12 protein-coding genes and 1 pseudogene are annotated in these 13,537 nt (G+C 71.5%); 8 read left to right on the top strand and 5 right to left on the bottom strand.

Annotated features, from left to right (window positions below; genetic code table 11):
- Nucleotides 1–76: 76 nt before the first annotated feature.
- Together AB0B55_RS16445 and AB0B55_RS16440 are read right to left on the bottom strand one after the other, a co-directional pair.
- A pseudogene (locus AB0B55_RS16445) lies at nt 77–640 on the bottom strand (aminodeoxychorismate/anthranilate synthase component II); the annotation flags it as partial.
- Nucleotides 637–2,100 carry an anthranilate synthase component I family protein gene (locus tag AB0B55_RS16440; protein WP_357172084.1) on the bottom strand — a complete coding sequence of 488 codons (1,464 nt, stop codon included), beginning with the start codon at nt 2,098–2,100 and terminating at the stop codon, nt 637–639. The gene AB0B55_RS16440 and the pseudogene AB0B55_RS16445, both read right to left, overlap by 4 nt.
- A gap of 412 nt (nt 2,101–2,512) precedes the next feature.
- Between AB0B55_RS16440 and AB0B55_RS16435 the strand changes: the two genes are divergently transcribed.
- Entirely contained in the window at nt 2,513–3,859 is a 1,347-nt protein-coding gene (locus AB0B55_RS16435) for a PLP-dependent aminotransferase family protein (protein WP_357121075.1), read from the top strand.
- Here the strand turns inward: AB0B55_RS16435 and AB0B55_RS16430 are convergent.
- Both AB0B55_RS16430 and AB0B55_RS16425 read right to left on the bottom strand, forming a co-directional pair.
- A complete protein-coding gene (locus AB0B55_RS16430) occupies nt 3,775–4,317 on the bottom strand; it encodes a GNAT family N-acetyltransferase (protein ID WP_357121072.1) in 543 nt (180 codons plus the stop codon). The two genes, AB0B55_RS16435 and AB0B55_RS16430, sit on opposite strands and share 85 nt — an antisense overlap.
- Nucleotides 4,318–4,375: 58 nt before the next feature.
- Nucleotides 4,376–5,092: an alpha/beta hydrolase gene (locus AB0B55_RS16425; RefSeq protein ID WP_357121069.1), complete on the bottom strand. Its 717-nt coding sequence runs from the start codon at nt 5,090–5,092 to the stop codon at nt 4,376–4,378.
- 323 nt (nt 5,093–5,415) lie between these two features.
- On the opposite strand from AB0B55_RS16425, the gene AB0B55_RS16420 reads away from it, so the two are divergent.
- The 7 genes from AB0B55_RS16420 to AB0B55_RS16390 all read left to right on the top strand — a co-directional run bounded on the left by AB0B55_RS16420 (nt 5,416) and on the right by AB0B55_RS16390 (nt 12,141).
- Nucleotides 5,416–6,894, top strand: a complete 1,479-nt coding sequence (locus AB0B55_RS16420; RefSeq protein ID WP_357172083.1) for a family 43 glycosylhydrolase — start codon at nt 5,416–5,418, stop codon at nt 6,892–6,894.
- Between the two features lie 89 nt (nt 6,895–6,983).
- Nucleotides 6,984–8,033: an SMP-30/gluconolactonase/LRE family protein gene (locus AB0B55_RS16415; RefSeq protein WP_357121063.1), complete on the top strand. Its 1,050-nt coding sequence runs from the start codon at nt 6,984–6,986 to the stop codon at nt 8,031–8,033.
- A gap of 276 nt (nt 8,034–8,309) precedes the next feature.
- On the top strand, nt 8,310–8,819 hold the full coding sequence (locus AB0B55_RS16410; protein WP_357121060.1) for a hypothetical protein: 510 nt from the start codon (nt 8,310–8,312) through the stop codon (nt 8,817–8,819).
- A gap of 9 nt (nt 8,820–8,828) precedes the next feature.
- Nucleotides 8,829–9,401, top strand: coding sequence for a hypothetical protein (locus tag AB0B55_RS16405; RefSeq protein ID WP_357172259.1), 573 nt, complete (start codon nt 8,829–8,831; stop codon nt 9,399–9,401).
- A 7-nt stretch (nt 9,402–9,408) separates the two neighbouring features.
- Nucleotides 9,409–10,626: an MAB_1171c family putative transporter gene (locus AB0B55_RS16400; protein WP_357172082.1), complete on the top strand. Its 1,218-nt coding sequence runs from the start codon at nt 9,409–9,411 to the stop codon at nt 10,624–10,626.
- On the top strand, nt 10,623–11,465 hold the full coding sequence (locus AB0B55_RS16395; RefSeq protein ID WP_357172081.1) for an oxygenase MpaB family protein: 843 nt from the start codon (nt 10,623–10,625) through the stop codon (nt 11,463–11,465). The genes AB0B55_RS16400 and AB0B55_RS16395 overlap by 4 nt, the downstream gene beginning before the upstream one ends.
- Before the next feature lie 109 nt (nt 11,466–11,574).
- On the top strand, nt 11,575–12,141 hold the full coding sequence (locus tag AB0B55_RS16390) for a hypothetical protein (protein WP_357121051.1): 567 nt from the start codon (nt 11,575–11,577) through the stop codon (nt 12,139–12,141).
- An 86-nt stretch (nt 12,142–12,227) separates the two neighbouring features.
- Here the strand turns inward: AB0B55_RS16390 and AB0B55_RS16385 are convergent, their stop codons facing one another.
- On the bottom strand, nt 12,228–13,463 hold the full coding sequence (locus AB0B55_RS16385) for a low temperature requirement protein A (RefSeq protein WP_357172080.1): 1,236 nt from the start codon (nt 13,461–13,463) through the stop codon (nt 12,228–12,230).
- Nucleotides 13,464–13,537 lie beyond the last annotated feature (74 nt).

Genomic DNA, 13,537 nt, shown 5'->3' with positions numbered 1-13,537 from the left:
CGGGACGACCACCGCTTGTGGCCAATCCGGGGTGATCCGGTGAGGCCAATCCGGGTGGCCGTTGCGCGGTCGTCGACGCCTGGCGCAGGAAGTTGTCGAACAGCCGCAGGCCGGCCTCGGTGAGCACGCTCTCCGGGTGGAACTGCACCCCCTGCACCGCGAGCGTGTGGTGTCGTACCCCCATCACGTAGCCGTCGTCGGACGACCGCGCGGTCACCCGCAGGGCCGGGGGCACCGGGTCCGCGACGATCAGCGAGTGGTAGCGGGTGACGGTGAGCGGCGCGGGCGTGCCCTCGAAGACGCCCTGGCCGTCGTGGGTGACCACGCTGGTCTTGCCGTGCATCAGGTGCCGGGCGACCGCGATCGTCCCGCCGTAGGCGAGGCCGATCGCCTGGTGGCCGAGGCAGACCCCGAGCAGCGGGACCCGACCGGCGAAGGCGTGCACCAGCTCCACGTGCCCGGACTCGGCGGGGTGGCCCGGCCCGGGGCCCAGCACTACCGCGTCGGGCCGCAGGGCCACGAGCTGGTCGTTGGTCGCCGCCCGGGAGCGGACCACCACGGTCTGTGCGCCGAGCGTCCGCAGGTACTGGTCGATGATGTGGGTGAAGCTGTCGTACGCGTCGACGAGCAGGACCTTCACGACAGCAGCTCCCTACCGGTCAGGGCCCAGTAGGTGGCGTTCATCTTGGCCAGCGTCTCGCGCCACTCGTCGCCCGGGGTGGAGTCGGCCACGACCCCGGCCGAGGCCTGGGTCCGGTAGTGCCGGCCGTCGTGCACGGCGGTCCGGATGCAGAGGGCGAGCACCGCGTAGCCACGGACGTCGACCAGCCCGACCGCGCCGGCGTAGACGCCCCGGGGCTCGTCCTCCAGACCGTCGATGATCTCCATGGCCCGCAGCTTCGGGGCGCCGGTCATGGTGCCGGCCGGGAAGGTCGCGCAGATCGCCGCCCACACGTCGGCGTCGTCGGCGAGCTGGCCCGAGACGGTCGAGACCAGGTGGTGCACGTACGCGAACGGCTCGACGTCGAACATGCTGTCGACGCTGAGCGTCCCCGGCACGCAGACCCGGCCGATGTCGTTGCGGCACAGGTCGACGAGCATGACGTGCTCGGCCCGTTCCTTCTCGCTCGTCGCCAGCTCGACCACCCGCCGTCGGTCGGCTTCGGGGTCGGCGGCGCGGCGGGCCGTTCCGGCGATCGGACGCATCGAGAGGCGGCCGTCCTCGATGCGCAGAAACAGCTCCGGGCTGGCCCCGATGACGGTCCGTCCGGCCCACGGGGTGAGGTACATGTACGGCGACGGGTTGCGGTGACGCAGTCGCCGGTAGACCTCCAACGGTGTCAGCGTCGTCTCCACGTCGATCCGGTGGCCGATCTGGATCTGGTAGCTGTCCCCGACCTCGATGTGCCGCAGGCACTGCTTCACCCGGGCGGCGAACGTCTCCTCGTCGACGGTGTCCCGGACCAGACGCGGTGGCGGGGCGGCCGGCACGTGCGGGTGCGGGGCGGTCGGTCGCACGGGCAGCTCGGGCAGACGGGCGGCGTCGTCCGGGGGCAGGTGCGGCCCGCTGGCGTCGAGCCGCCGGACCGTGCCGGCGCGTAGATCCCACCAGACGGTGTGCCGGAACAGCGCGAGCGTGCAGCGGGGAACGTCGTCGACCACCCGCTCGGTACCGAGTTCGTCCATGTCCCGCGCGGCCTCGTACGCCAGGGTGGTGAGGAATCCGAAGGCGAAGGTGTCGGTGGGGACGGTCGTGCGCACGGCGAACGCGCGCTGTGCCGCCCGGACGGCGGCCCACACCTCGGTCGGTCCGGCGACGGGCCAGACTCGCGCCGTGGTGGCCCGCCGGCCCGGTTCGCCCAGGACGGCGGTGAACACGGCGGCCAGGGCGTCACCCAGCGGACCGTCGGCGGCCAGCTCGAGGCGGTCGGCGATGAGTCGCACCTCGGCGAGGAGACCCCAACCGACGGCTGCGGCATATCGGTCCCGAACAGGACCGTCCAGGCTTTCGAACAGATACAGGTCGTCGTGGGAAAGACTGTCGGCGAGTGCGGTGTAGAGCGACAACGGATCGATCGACGGCAGTGTGACAGATGTCACTTCCACCGGAATTGAGTCCATAAATGCGGTACGTGTATCGGTCGACGAATGTGCTCGGATCGACCACGCGGCGGGTTCGGTTGACAATAGGGACACTTGCGGAACCCCCTCTGAACAGCCCGATTCCGCACCACCGTTGGCGCTGGTCCCGCCGACGACGCGGCAGGTCGGACCCTTCCCCCAGGCGAAAGGACTTCGCACGACCACCCCGGCGCCGGCGGCGGGGCGTCCACATTGGACACGCTCGGAACATACGCCCTGATTCGCCGGCCACCGGGCGGTTGTGCACCCGACCAACACTTTCCACAGGCACGGATCACGCTGTCCATACCACTTCGACGATCTCGGAGCGGACCACTTGTCCCTTAATCTAAGCCTGTCAATAGACGGGCAATCGCGTGGAACGCTGGCAGTGCAGCTCCGTAACGCATTCCGTACGCAGATCGAGGAGGGCGCGCTGCGCCCCGGCACCCGGGTGCCGTCGAGCCGGCAGCTCGCCGCCGACCTCGGCGTGTCCCGCAGTGTGGTCGTCGAGGCGTACGGACAACTCTGCGCCGAGGGGTACCTCGTCTCCCAGCACGGCTCGGGCACCTCGGTGGCGGCGGCGGCCCGCGCCGACGTCGCCTCGGCGCTCACCCCGGACGACCACCCGCCCGCCCCGGCGGTCTGCGACCTGCGCACCGGCAGCCCGCACGACTCGACGTTCCCCCGCCAGGACTGGATCCGGGCGGTCAGCGCGGTGGTCACCTCGGCCGGCCGTCGCGAGCTGGGCTACGCCCCGCCGTCCGGGCTGCCGGTCGTACGGCACACCCTCGCCGGCTACCTGGGCCGGGTGCGTGGGGTACGGACCCGGCCGGAGCGCCTCATGGTCACGTCCGGCTTCGCGCAGGGGCTCGCGCTGCTCTGCCGCGTGCTGCGCGACCGTGGCCACGACACGCTCGGGGTGGAGGATCCGGGGCACCCGGGCGAGTGGGAGTTCGTCGCCGAGGCCGGCCTGCGTCCGGTGGGCATCCCGGTGGACTCCGACGGCATCCGGGTGGACGCGCTGGACGCGAGCGGCGTCCGTGCCGTGCTGATCACCCCGGCCAGCCAGTTCCCGACCGGGGTCACGCTCACCGCACGACGCCGGGCACAGCTCGTGGCCTGGGCGAAGAAAGTCGACGGCTACGTCATCGAGGACGACTTCGACGCCGCCCTCGTCGCCCCGGCGCACCGGCTGCCGGCGGTGCAGAGCCTCGCGCCCGACCGGGTGGTCTACGCCGGCAGCGCCAGCAAGGTCCTCACGCCGGCGCTGCGCCTCGGCTGGCTGGCCATCCCCGCCGACCTGACCGCGGCGGTCGAGCGGATCCGGGCCAGCTGGGACATCGGCTGCTCCGGCCTGGAACAGCTCGCCTTCGCCCGGTTGATCGACACCGGCGCCTTCGACCGACACCTGCGCCGACTCGGCGCGGACGTGCAGAAGCGCCGTCAGGCGGTCCGCGACTTCGTCGCCGGGCACCTGCCCGACGTCACCCTGCTCGGCGCGAACGGCGGACTCCAGGCGTACCTGCTGCTGCCGGCCAGGTACGCGGAGGAGGCCGTGGTCCACGCGGCCCGGCGTCGCTCGGTGCTGGTCCGCGGTGGCCGCTTCTACGCCCTACGGCCGGACGACCGCCCGCCGGCGCTGGTGCTCGGCTACGCCGGGGTACGCGGCCCGGAGTTGGGACGCGGCCTGACCGCTCTGGGCGCGGCGTACCGGGAGACGACCGGTCGCGGTTGATCAGTCGGCCGGCCGGCCCGGTTCGGCTCGCGCACCATGAACACGTCGATCGGATCCTCGGTTTCGAGCGTGAATCCGTGCCGCTCGTACAGCCGCCGGGCCGCGCTGCCGCGCAGCACGTTCAACCGGACGCGGACGCCGTCGCGGTCGCACCGCTCGAGCAGCGAGCGCAGCACGGCGGCGCCGATGCCGACGCCCTGCGTGGGCGGCGTCAGGTAGAAGTGCTCCAGCCAATGGGCGTCCTCGCCCGGCCGCAGGGACACGCACCCGGCGAACGCGCCGTCTACCTCGATCAGCCAGGTGTGTGCCGGCGAGAACCCGTCCCGCAGTCGTTGCCGGACCCGCTGCGCGTCGTACCGCCCGAGCCGTTCCAGATCCGGCCGCAGCACCACGGACCGCAACTCGGCCACCGCCTCGACGTCCGCCGTCAGCGCCGGCCGCAGCGCCCAGTCCCGCACGACCGCAAGGCTACGCGGGCGCGTTCCGGCTCTCGCGTCGAGCCGTCGGCGTACGCGGTCAGGTGGCCCGGACCGCCTCGATGATCGTCTCGGCGATCTCGCTCGCGGCCTGCGGGGCCGCCGCCATCGCGTGCGAACCGCCCGCCACCTCGCGTTGGCCGCGCGGGGCGGCCCGCTCGGCCATGAACCGGTGTACGGCGACCGGGATGTTCTTGTCGGCGTCGCCGAACACGAACCAGCTCGGCAGGGACCGCCAGGCGGGTTCGCCGGTGAGCCCGTCGCCCAGGGCCTGCTCGGTGATGGGCCGCTGGGTGCGGGCCATCAGCGCGGCGAGGTCGTCCGACGCGTCGGCGCAGAACTGGGCGTGGTACGCGTCCTGGCCGATCGCCACCTCGTTGCCGCCGGTCGACACCGGGTACTGCACCAGCGTGTCGGCGAGCGTGCTGCCGGGGAACTTTCCCGACAGCGACAACGCCGACTCGCCGGTGTCCGGCGCGAACGCGTTGACGTACACGAGAGCCCGCACCGACGTGTCGCCCGCCGCGGCCTGCGTGATCACCATGCCGCCGTACGAGTGGCCGACGAGCACGACGGGCCCGCCGATCCCCCGTGCCACGTCCCGCACGTACGCGGCGTCGCCCGCGACGCTGCGCAGCGGGTTGGCGGCGGCCACGACGTTGTACGCGGCACCCAGCCGCTCGATCACGCCGTTCCAGCTGGCCGACTCGGCGAACGCGCCGTGCACCAGGACGACGGTGGGCTCCGCATCGGGCATGACAGGCGCTCCCTCGCTCGTGACACTGCTTTCCACCGGCCGTGTCGGTGCGCCTGAGTACCCGCCAGGCGATGGTGAAACCTCCGTTGCGACCGACCGCGTCACCCGCCGTCGCGGGTGGTGGTCGGTGCTGCGCGGTGGCCCGGGAACTACCGGAAGACCTTGACACTCGTCGATGTTAGCGCCAACACTGAGGCCGTTACCTGGGCGCAACACTCCCGTCACACGTTCCTGCACACGGGCGTTCGCGCCCTCGACGTGCCGCAGGTCGGCCGCCGAGGGCCGCGTCGACCAGCGCGGTACCCACAGCTCACGGAGGACAGATGCCGCTGCCACTCGACCGGAGGACCGCCGGTCCGGGCGTCCCCCGCCGCCGCTCGATGCTGGCCGCGCTGCTGGTGGTGCTCGCCGTGTCGGTCGGGCTGCCCGTGGCGGGGCCCGCGCAGGCCGCGCCCGCCGTGAACTACACCAACCCGCTGGTCAACCAGCGGGCCGACCCGCACATCTTCCGGCACACCGACGGCTACTACTACCTGACCGCGACCGTGCCGCAGTACGACCGGATCGTCCTGCGCCGCGCGACCACCCTGCAGGGTCTGGCGACGGCGGCGGAGACCACGATCTGGAGCCGGCACACCAGCGGAGAGATGGGCGCCCACATCTGGGCCCCGGAGATCCACTTCATCAACGACCGCTGGTACGTCTACTTCGCCGCCGGCCGGACCGACGACGTGTGGCGCATCCGGATGTACGTGCTGGAGACCGCCAACGCGAACCCGCTCACCGGAGGGTGGACCGAACGCGGCCGGATCACGACGCCCTGGGACACCTTCAGCCTGGACGCCTCGACCTTCGTGGCCAACGGGGTGCGCTACCTGACCTGGGCGCAGCAGGAGCCGGGCATCTCCACCAACTCGAACGTCTACCTCGCCCGGATGGGCGCCAACCCGTGGCAGATCACGGGCACCGTGACCCGGCTCGTCGTACCGACGTACGCCTGGGAGACCCGCGGCTACCGGGTCGCCGAGGGACCGGCCGTGATCCAGCGCAACGGACGTCTCTTCCTGACCTACTCGGCCAGCGCCACCGACGCCAACTACTGCCTCGGGATGCTCAGCGCCTCGACCACCGCGAACCTGCTCGACGCGGCCGCCTGGAGCAAGAGCCCCAACCCGGTCTTCGCCACCAGCGCGGCCACCGGCCAGTACGGCCCCGGCCACAACTCGTTCACCGTCTCCGAGGACGGGCAGAGCGACATCCTGGTCTACCACGACCGGAACTACCGCGACATCAGCGGCGACCCCCTCAACGACCCGAACCGGCGGACCCGCCTGCAGAAGCTGTACTGGAACGCCGACGGCACCCCCAACTTCGGCATCCCCGTGCCCGACGGGGCCACCCCGGTCCGGCTGCGGTCGCACGACCTGACGACCAGCTACGTCCGGCACTACGACTACCGGGCACGGGTCGAGCCGAACGTGACCAACCTGGCCGACTCCCAGTTCCGCATCGTCAACGGCCTGGCCGGCGGCGGGAGCGTGTCGTTGGAGTCGACCAACTACCCGGGCTACTACCTGCGCCACTACGGATTCGCCCTGTCCATCGCAGCGAACGACGGGTCGTCGATCTTCGCCAGCGACGCGAGTTTCCAACGCCGGCCCGGCCTGGCCGACAGCGCCGGCATCTCCCTGGAGTCACAGAACTACCCGGGCCGCTTCGTGCGGCACCGCGACGGTCTGCTCTACCTGGAGGCGGTCGGTACGAGCGCCGAGCGAAGCTCCGCCACCTTCCACCTGGAATAGCCCCGGCGGGCGGGCCGCACCGCGCCCGCACGCGCCCTCGACACCGTCGGCCGGTCCGCGCGACCCGTCGACGCCGATTGGAGCACCCGATGAACCGGCGTCCCACCATCGCCATCCTGGCCGGGCTCTGCCTCGCGGTCAGCGCGGCACCCGTTCCCGCCGCCGCCCGAGGATCGGCGACCGCCCAGGCCGACGCGTACGTCAGGCTCGCCGGCCCGCCCGGCACGCCGCCCGGCGCCTGCCCGACGGGGGCCAGCTACGGCTCACCACTGCCGGCCAGTTCGGTGACGGCGCCGCGCATCCAGGGCGGGTTCTCGTTTCTCGAAGGGCCCGTCTGGGTCGCCGACGGCGGCTACCTGCTCTTCTCCGACATGGCCGCCGGCACCGGGCCGTACAACGTGCAGCCGTCCACGATCCGTAGGTTCACGCCGCCGTCGACGTTCGACACGTTCATCTCGAACGCCGGCAGCAACGGCATCGCGCTCAGCGCCGACGGCCAGCAGCTCGTGGCGGCCACCCACGACCAGCGCAACGTGTCCGCGTACCGGCTGAGTGACCGGGCCCGCAGCACCGTCGCGGCGAACTACCAGGGTCGGGCGTTCAACTCGCCCAACGACGTCGCGGTCCGCTCGGACGGCGTCACCTACTTCACCGACCCCAACTTCCAGCGCGGCAACCGCCCGGACCAGATGAACGGGCGTACCAGCGTCTTCCGCGTCGTCAACGGGCAGGTGTCGCTGGTGGACGACCAACTGCGTCAGCCCAACGGCATCTCGCTCTCACCGGACGGAAGCACGCTGTACGTGGGCGCCTACTCCGAGAACAAGATCTACAAGTACGCCGTCCAGCCCGATGGCAGCACCGGCGCGCGGAGCGTCTTCGTGAACTACATCGGCGGCCCGGACGGCGGCACGATCGACTGCGCCGGCAACGTGTACTGGACCTCCGGCGGAGACTCCCTCGTCCACGTCTACTCCCCCGCGGGCGTCCAGTTGGGCACGATCCGGCCCGGCTTCACCGGCACGACCAACGTCGCCTTCGGTGGCTCCGACCGGCAGACCCTGTTCATCACCTCGGGTCCACGGAACGACTCCGGCCTGTACAGCGTCCGGCTCAACGTTCCGGGCTACCCGTACTGACGAGAAGGACCGGCACGACCTGGGCGGGCCGTGGGAGGAATCCCCCGTTGTGCTCCTCGCGGAGCGGATTCCTCCCCGCTTCCCCCCAGGTTCGGCCCGGACGGCCCTGATCGGGCCCGTCGCGCAACAGGCGTTGAGCACAACGGGTTCACGCTCAACGGGTGTTGCTCCGAACAGGAGCGAGCTTACGCTCACGTTCCGTGTGCCTGTCAACGTCTGTTTCGCGGCGGGGCACATCTGCGACACTGTCGTTCAGGTCGCCGGAGGGTGAAGAGCATGGTGGACGTTCGGCGGACGGAGCGGGAGTTGCCGCCCCTCGACACGTTGGCAGCACGGCTGGAGTATCTGTTCGACAAGATCCGTCCCACGCCTGACGAGCTCGGCGACTCCGACGAGCCCGGGCGCAGGTACACCAATCGGGAGATCGCCGACAAGATCAACGAAGCGGCGGCCGAGACGGGCGTGACGATCAGCGCCGCCTACATCGGCGAGCTGCGTCGTGGCGTGGCGAGCGATCCCCGTACCTCGCACGTACGCGCCCTGGCCGCCGCCTTCGGTGTCAACTCGGGCTACTTCGTGGACGACGCGGCGGCACGACGAATCCAGGACCAGATCACGTTGCTCAGCGAGCTGCGGCGGATGGACGTCAAACGGGTGGCGCTGCGGCAGGTGCTCGCCGACAACGGCCTCTCCGCGACCGACACGCGGCTCGTCGAACAGATGGTGGCCCGGCTACGGGCCGTGGCAGAGGGCACCGGCACGACCGCGTCCGACGATCGTCGGTAGCGGGTGGCCGTGCAGATCCTGCGGTGGGAGCACACCGACGAGTGGGGGAACACCGACGTGAGGTTGCATCGCCTACGCCGACGCTGCGAACGCATCGTCGCCGAGCTGGAGATGCCGGACCCCTTCGACGTCCGGAGGCTGTGCGACGTCCTCGGTGAGCGGCGCGGCCGGCCCATTCACCTGGTACCGATCGCGCTGCCGGCACAGACGGTGTGCGGGATGTGCGTGCCGACGAACGACTTCGACGCGATCTTCTACGAGCAGGACACCTCGCCACTGCACCAACTGCTGATCATCGGCCACGAGCTGGGTCACCTGCTCGCCGGGCACCAGGCGACCGAGGTGCTGGACGCGGACGCGTCCCGGCTGCTGCTGCCCGACCTCGACCCGCAACTCGTGCGGCGCAGTCTCGGCCGCAGCAACTATGCCGCGGCCGAGGAGCGCGAAGCCGAGATGATCGGCTCGCTGCTGCTGCGGCGGGTCCGCAGCGGGCGCGGTGACGCGGACGAGGCACCTGTCGACGGGCCGGACGCCGAGTTGTACGGCCGGCTGCGGCACTCCCTCGAACACCCCCACTGGTAGCGCGGGAATGGACACCGTCCTCTACACCGTGTGCGCGGCCTCCGGTTGGGTCGCGTTCGTGTACATGGTGCGGTTGCAGCGCCGGCATCCGAGCCGGGCCCGCCGCGCGATCTGCGCGGGCCTCGGTGCGTTCGCCGCCGGGATCACGGTCGCCATCCCGCCCGTCGCGAGCGCGATCGACGAGGTGTCGGGCCTGCCCAACCTCGCCAAGGTGATGGCGCACGCCGGCGCCCTGACCATCTCGGCCAACGCCGAGATCATGCTGCTGCACTTCGCGCTGCCCCCGGCGACGGCCGCCGTCCGGGCCCGCCGCTGGGTCTGGGTCACCGCGTGCGCGTTCCTCGTCATGTTCGGCCTGTTCGCCGTCACCCTCACCTACGACGAGCCGGTGCGCCTGACCGTCGAGTACGCGACCGACCCGGTCGTCACCGCCTACCTGCTGATCTTCCTGCTGCTCGGCTTCTTCGCCTACTGCTTCGACATCACCCGGCTGTGCTGGGGTTTCGCGAAGATCTGCGGACGCCCCTGGCTGCGCCGCGGCCTGCGCATCACGGCCGTGGGCGCCGCCGTCGCGCTGCTCTACAGCACCAACAAGATCGTCTACCTCGTCGCCTACTGGGCCGGCTACCGGCCGACCGGCGAGCGGCAGATCGCGGCGGTGCTGGTGACCATCGGCGCGTTGCTCATCACGATCGGCCTCACCATGCCGGCATGGGGACCCACCCTCAAGATCGGCCAACGGTGGGAGGATTTCCACTCCTACCGGCGACTCGAACCGCTCTGGCGGGACCTCGTCGCGGCCCTTCCCGAGCTGGAACTCGACCCCACCCTGCGCCGCCGGTTCGCGGCCCTGCGCGACACCGACTACGCGCTCACCCGTCGGGTCGCCGAGATCCGCGACGGCCGCCTGGCGCTGCGCCCGTACACCGAGGTGGGGGTGACGGCGCTGGCCGAGCGGTTCGCCGCCGGGGCCGGCCTCGGCGCCACCGAGCGGCAGGCGGCGATCGAGGCCGCGCACCTGGCCTGCGCGCTGCGGCGGCATCGGGCCGGGCTGGTGGCCGCGGCCCCGCAGCCCGCCGACGAGCTGCACCGCCCGGACGGTGGCTATGCCGGCGAGGTGGCGTGGCTGACGCTCGTCACCGACGCCTACGCCCGATCACCCGTGGTGGCCCGGACGCTCGCCGCGGCCACCCCGCGACCGACTGCAGGAGACGCGCGCCGATGAGGGGCCGGTACGACAACCTGAGGCGGATCCGCACGCTGGACCCGCAGCGCGACTACCTGGACATCTACCAGACGATGCTGCGCCACGAGTTCCCCTGGGACCTGAAGCTGGGCCTCAACCTGGCGTTCAACAGGTCCTTCTCGGTCCCGGCCATCGCCGCCGTGCACACCACCACCGGCGAGCTGACCGACCGCACCCAGAAGCGCATCGACGACACCGGCCTGCTGATGTACGAGATGGTCCTCAACGGCTTCGACCAGCCCCGGGGCCGTGACGCGCTGCGGCGGGTCAACCAGATCCATCGCCCGTACGACATCGGCAACGACGACTTCCGCTACGTCCTGGGCTGCCTCGTCGTGATTCCGATCCGGTGGCTGCGCGCCTACGGCTGGCGGCAGCCCTGCTGCCACGAGCGGCAGGCCACCTACCTGTTCTACCGGGAGCTCGGCCGGCGGATGGGCATCACCGACATCCCCGGGTCGTTCGAGGAGTTCGAGACCTGGTTCGACGCCCACGACGCCGCCCACCTGCTGCCCAACGAGGACGCGGCGGCCATCGAGCGGGCCACCCGCATGCTGATGCTCGCCCGCCTCCCCCGCCCGCTCGCGCCACTGGGGAACGCGCTGGTCAGCGCCATGTACGACGAACCGCTGCGGCGCGCGACACGGGTCGACACACCGCCGTGGCCGGTCCGGGTCGGCCTGCGCCTCGCGTTGCGGACGCGCGCGCGGTGGCAGCGGTGGTTCGGGGCGCCCCGGGCCACGCCGCTGTTCGCCGACGGCATCAGGGCTCGGACCTACCCCCAGGGTTACGAGATCAGCCAGCTCGGCCCGCACTGATCAGCGGCTGGTTGGCGCCGGGGCCGCCAGGGTCGGGAACCGCTTGACGTGGCGGCCACCGTAACGGATGGTCAGATATCGGCAACCTTCTATGATTCGAGGAGGACCGATGAAGGCAATCGCCACCACCGCCGCAGCCCTGCTGCTCCTGGTCACGGGCGGCGCATCCGCCGCACGAGACGCATCCGACGCACCACCGGCACCCGCCGCGCCCTGCGCCGGGCAGGTGCACCCCAACCCGTCGTTCGAGCGCGGCGCCAACGGCTGGACGGCCGGCCCGCGCATGGTCGTGCTCGGCGACGAGACCCGGCCGGCACACACCGGTCGCGCGTACGCCACCTTCGCCGGCCTGGACGTGACGCGTAGCGACCTGCTGCGCACGACCGTCACCGTGCCGGCCAACTGCGACCTGACGGTTCGTTTCTGGGTCCGCACCATCACCACGGAAACCACCCGCGGTGACTACCTGAACGTCGGGCTGGCGGTCACCGGCATTCCGCCGAAGACGAGGTTCTCGCTGGCCTTCGACGGCGGGGCGCAGTGGCGGGAGTACGTCATGTCGAGCGGGACGGCGGCGGTCGAGCGCACCGCGACGGCGAGTTTCCTGAGCAGCGAGACGGCCGGCAACGGCGTCACGGCCTTCGACGTCGACGACGTGACGTTCACTTTGAGCTGACGACACCGGGCGGGCGGTCGACTCGACCGCCCGCCTCCGCGGCGCTCGCCCTCGCGCCGTCGTCGCGGCACGGTCGAGGCTTACCGTCACGCCTCGAAGTCGCGGCCGCCGGGCGTCTCCCGCCCGCCCGACCGGGTGGTCACCTGCGGCGCGGACCGCCGGCTGCCGAGTGCGTCGAGGACCGCGACCAGGGCCAGCACCCCGGCCACCGCACACAGGCCGACCATCGGCGGCCACCGGATCAACAGCGGCGTGCCCAGCAGCAGGATCACCAGTCCGATCAGCCGTGATCGGGAGACCCGGGCGAACACCTCGTACTCCAACCGCAACCGCGCGACGAGGAAGAGCGCCGGCCCGCCCACCACGAACAGCAGCCACATCGGCCGGGGCGCGCCGAACGGGTCGTCGATCACCAGTTCGTAGCTGACCGAGGTGAGGAGCACACTGAGCACGATGAGCAGGTGCGTCCGCTCCGACGCCGTACCGAGGCGAGCGGGCTGACCCGCCCCACCCAGCGCCTCGGTCAGCAGCAGCCCGGCGCGGTGGAAGTAGATCCGCCAGATCAGCGCGCTGGTGACGAACGCGACCGTGAAGGCGGCCGCTCGACCCGCGGAGTAGTCCTGGCCGCTGAACACCACGCCGATCACCAGGATCGACTCGCCGAGCGCGATGAGGAACATCTGCTGGTAACGGTCGGCGAGATGCGTACCGGCGATCCGCCAGTGCGCCACCGCCGCGGAGCCCAGGCGCGGCAGCGGCCACCCCAGGAACCAGGCGAGGTAGTCGACGCCGACGGCGATGGCCCACAGCGGCAGGCGCAGTCGCTCCGGGCCGAGCGCGCCGACCAGCCAGATCGGCGCGCTCAACGCAGCCCACGCGGCGAGCCGGAACGCGACCAGCCGCCGCGGATGGCCCCGCAAGGCGGCCGCGATCACCAGCGGCCGGACCACCATCACCAGCAGGTACGCGACCGCGAACGGGAACGCCCGCTCCTCCATCGCCCGGGGCAGCGTGACCGCCATGACCAGGCCGGCGAACATGGTGCCGACCACGACGGCCTGGATGATCGCGATCTCCGGCTCGTAGCGGCTGGTGATCCAGGTGGTGTGCGACCAGACCAGCCAGAGCGCCAGGAACAGCAGCAGGGTACGAACGAGCCCGTTGACGAGCTCCCACCCCGCGTCGCCGTCCAGCTCGACGAAGCGCTGCGAGACCCGCGTGAGCGCCACCACGAAGGCGAGGTCGAAGAAGAGCTCCAGGAACGTGGCGCGGCCAGCGCTGTCCGGAGGACGCAGGAGGTCCGCACCCCGTTTCCCCGACATCGTCCCCCTCCGTCCGCCCTCGTCGCACCAACGAGCGGCCCGCCGAGAGGGATGTGCCGTCGGGGGTACGCGAC

The sequence above is a fragment of the Micromonospora sp. NPDC049107 genome (genome assembly GCF_040648595.1).
Lineage (GTDB): Bacteria > Actinomycetota > Actinomycetes > Mycobacteriales > Micromonosporaceae > Micromonospora.
This window is presented reverse-complemented; position numbering and strand designations above follow the sequence as displayed.

What these genes read in the sequence shown, in the direction of transcription:
- AB0B55_RS16410 (WP_357121060.1), top strand. Translation starts at nt 8,310, where the DNA reads ATGGTGGACGTTCGGCGGACGGAGCGGGAGTTGCCGCCCCTCGACACG.
- AB0B55_RS16390 (WP_357121051.1), top strand. Translation starts at nt 11,575, where the DNA reads ATGAAGGCAATCGCCACCACCGCCGCAGCCCTGCTGCTCCTGGTCACG.
- AB0B55_RS16420 (WP_357172083.1), top strand. Translation starts at nt 5,416, where the DNA reads ATGCCGCTGCCACTCGACCGGAGGACCGCCGGTCCGGGCGTCCCCCGC.
- AB0B55_RS16400 (WP_357172082.1), top strand. Translation starts at nt 9,409, where the DNA reads ATGGACACCGTCCTCTACACCGTGTGCGCGGCCTCCGGTTGGGTCGCG.
- AB0B55_RS16425 (WP_357121069.1), bottom strand. Translation starts at nt 5,092, where the DNA reads ATGCCCGATGCGGAGCCCACCGTCGTCCTGGTGCACGGCGCGTTCGCC.
- AB0B55_RS16385 (WP_357172080.1), bottom strand. Translation starts at nt 13,463, where the DNA reads ATGTCGGGGAAACGGGGTGCGGACCTCCTGCGTCCTCCGGACAGCGCT.
- AB0B55_RS16415 (WP_357121063.1), top strand. Translation starts at nt 6,984, where the DNA reads ATGAACCGGCGTCCCACCATCGCCATCCTGGCCGGGCTCTGCCTCGCG.
- AB0B55_RS16395 (WP_357172081.1), top strand. Translation starts at nt 10,623, where the DNA reads ATGAGGGGCCGGTACGACAACCTGAGGCGGATCCGCACGCTGGACCCG.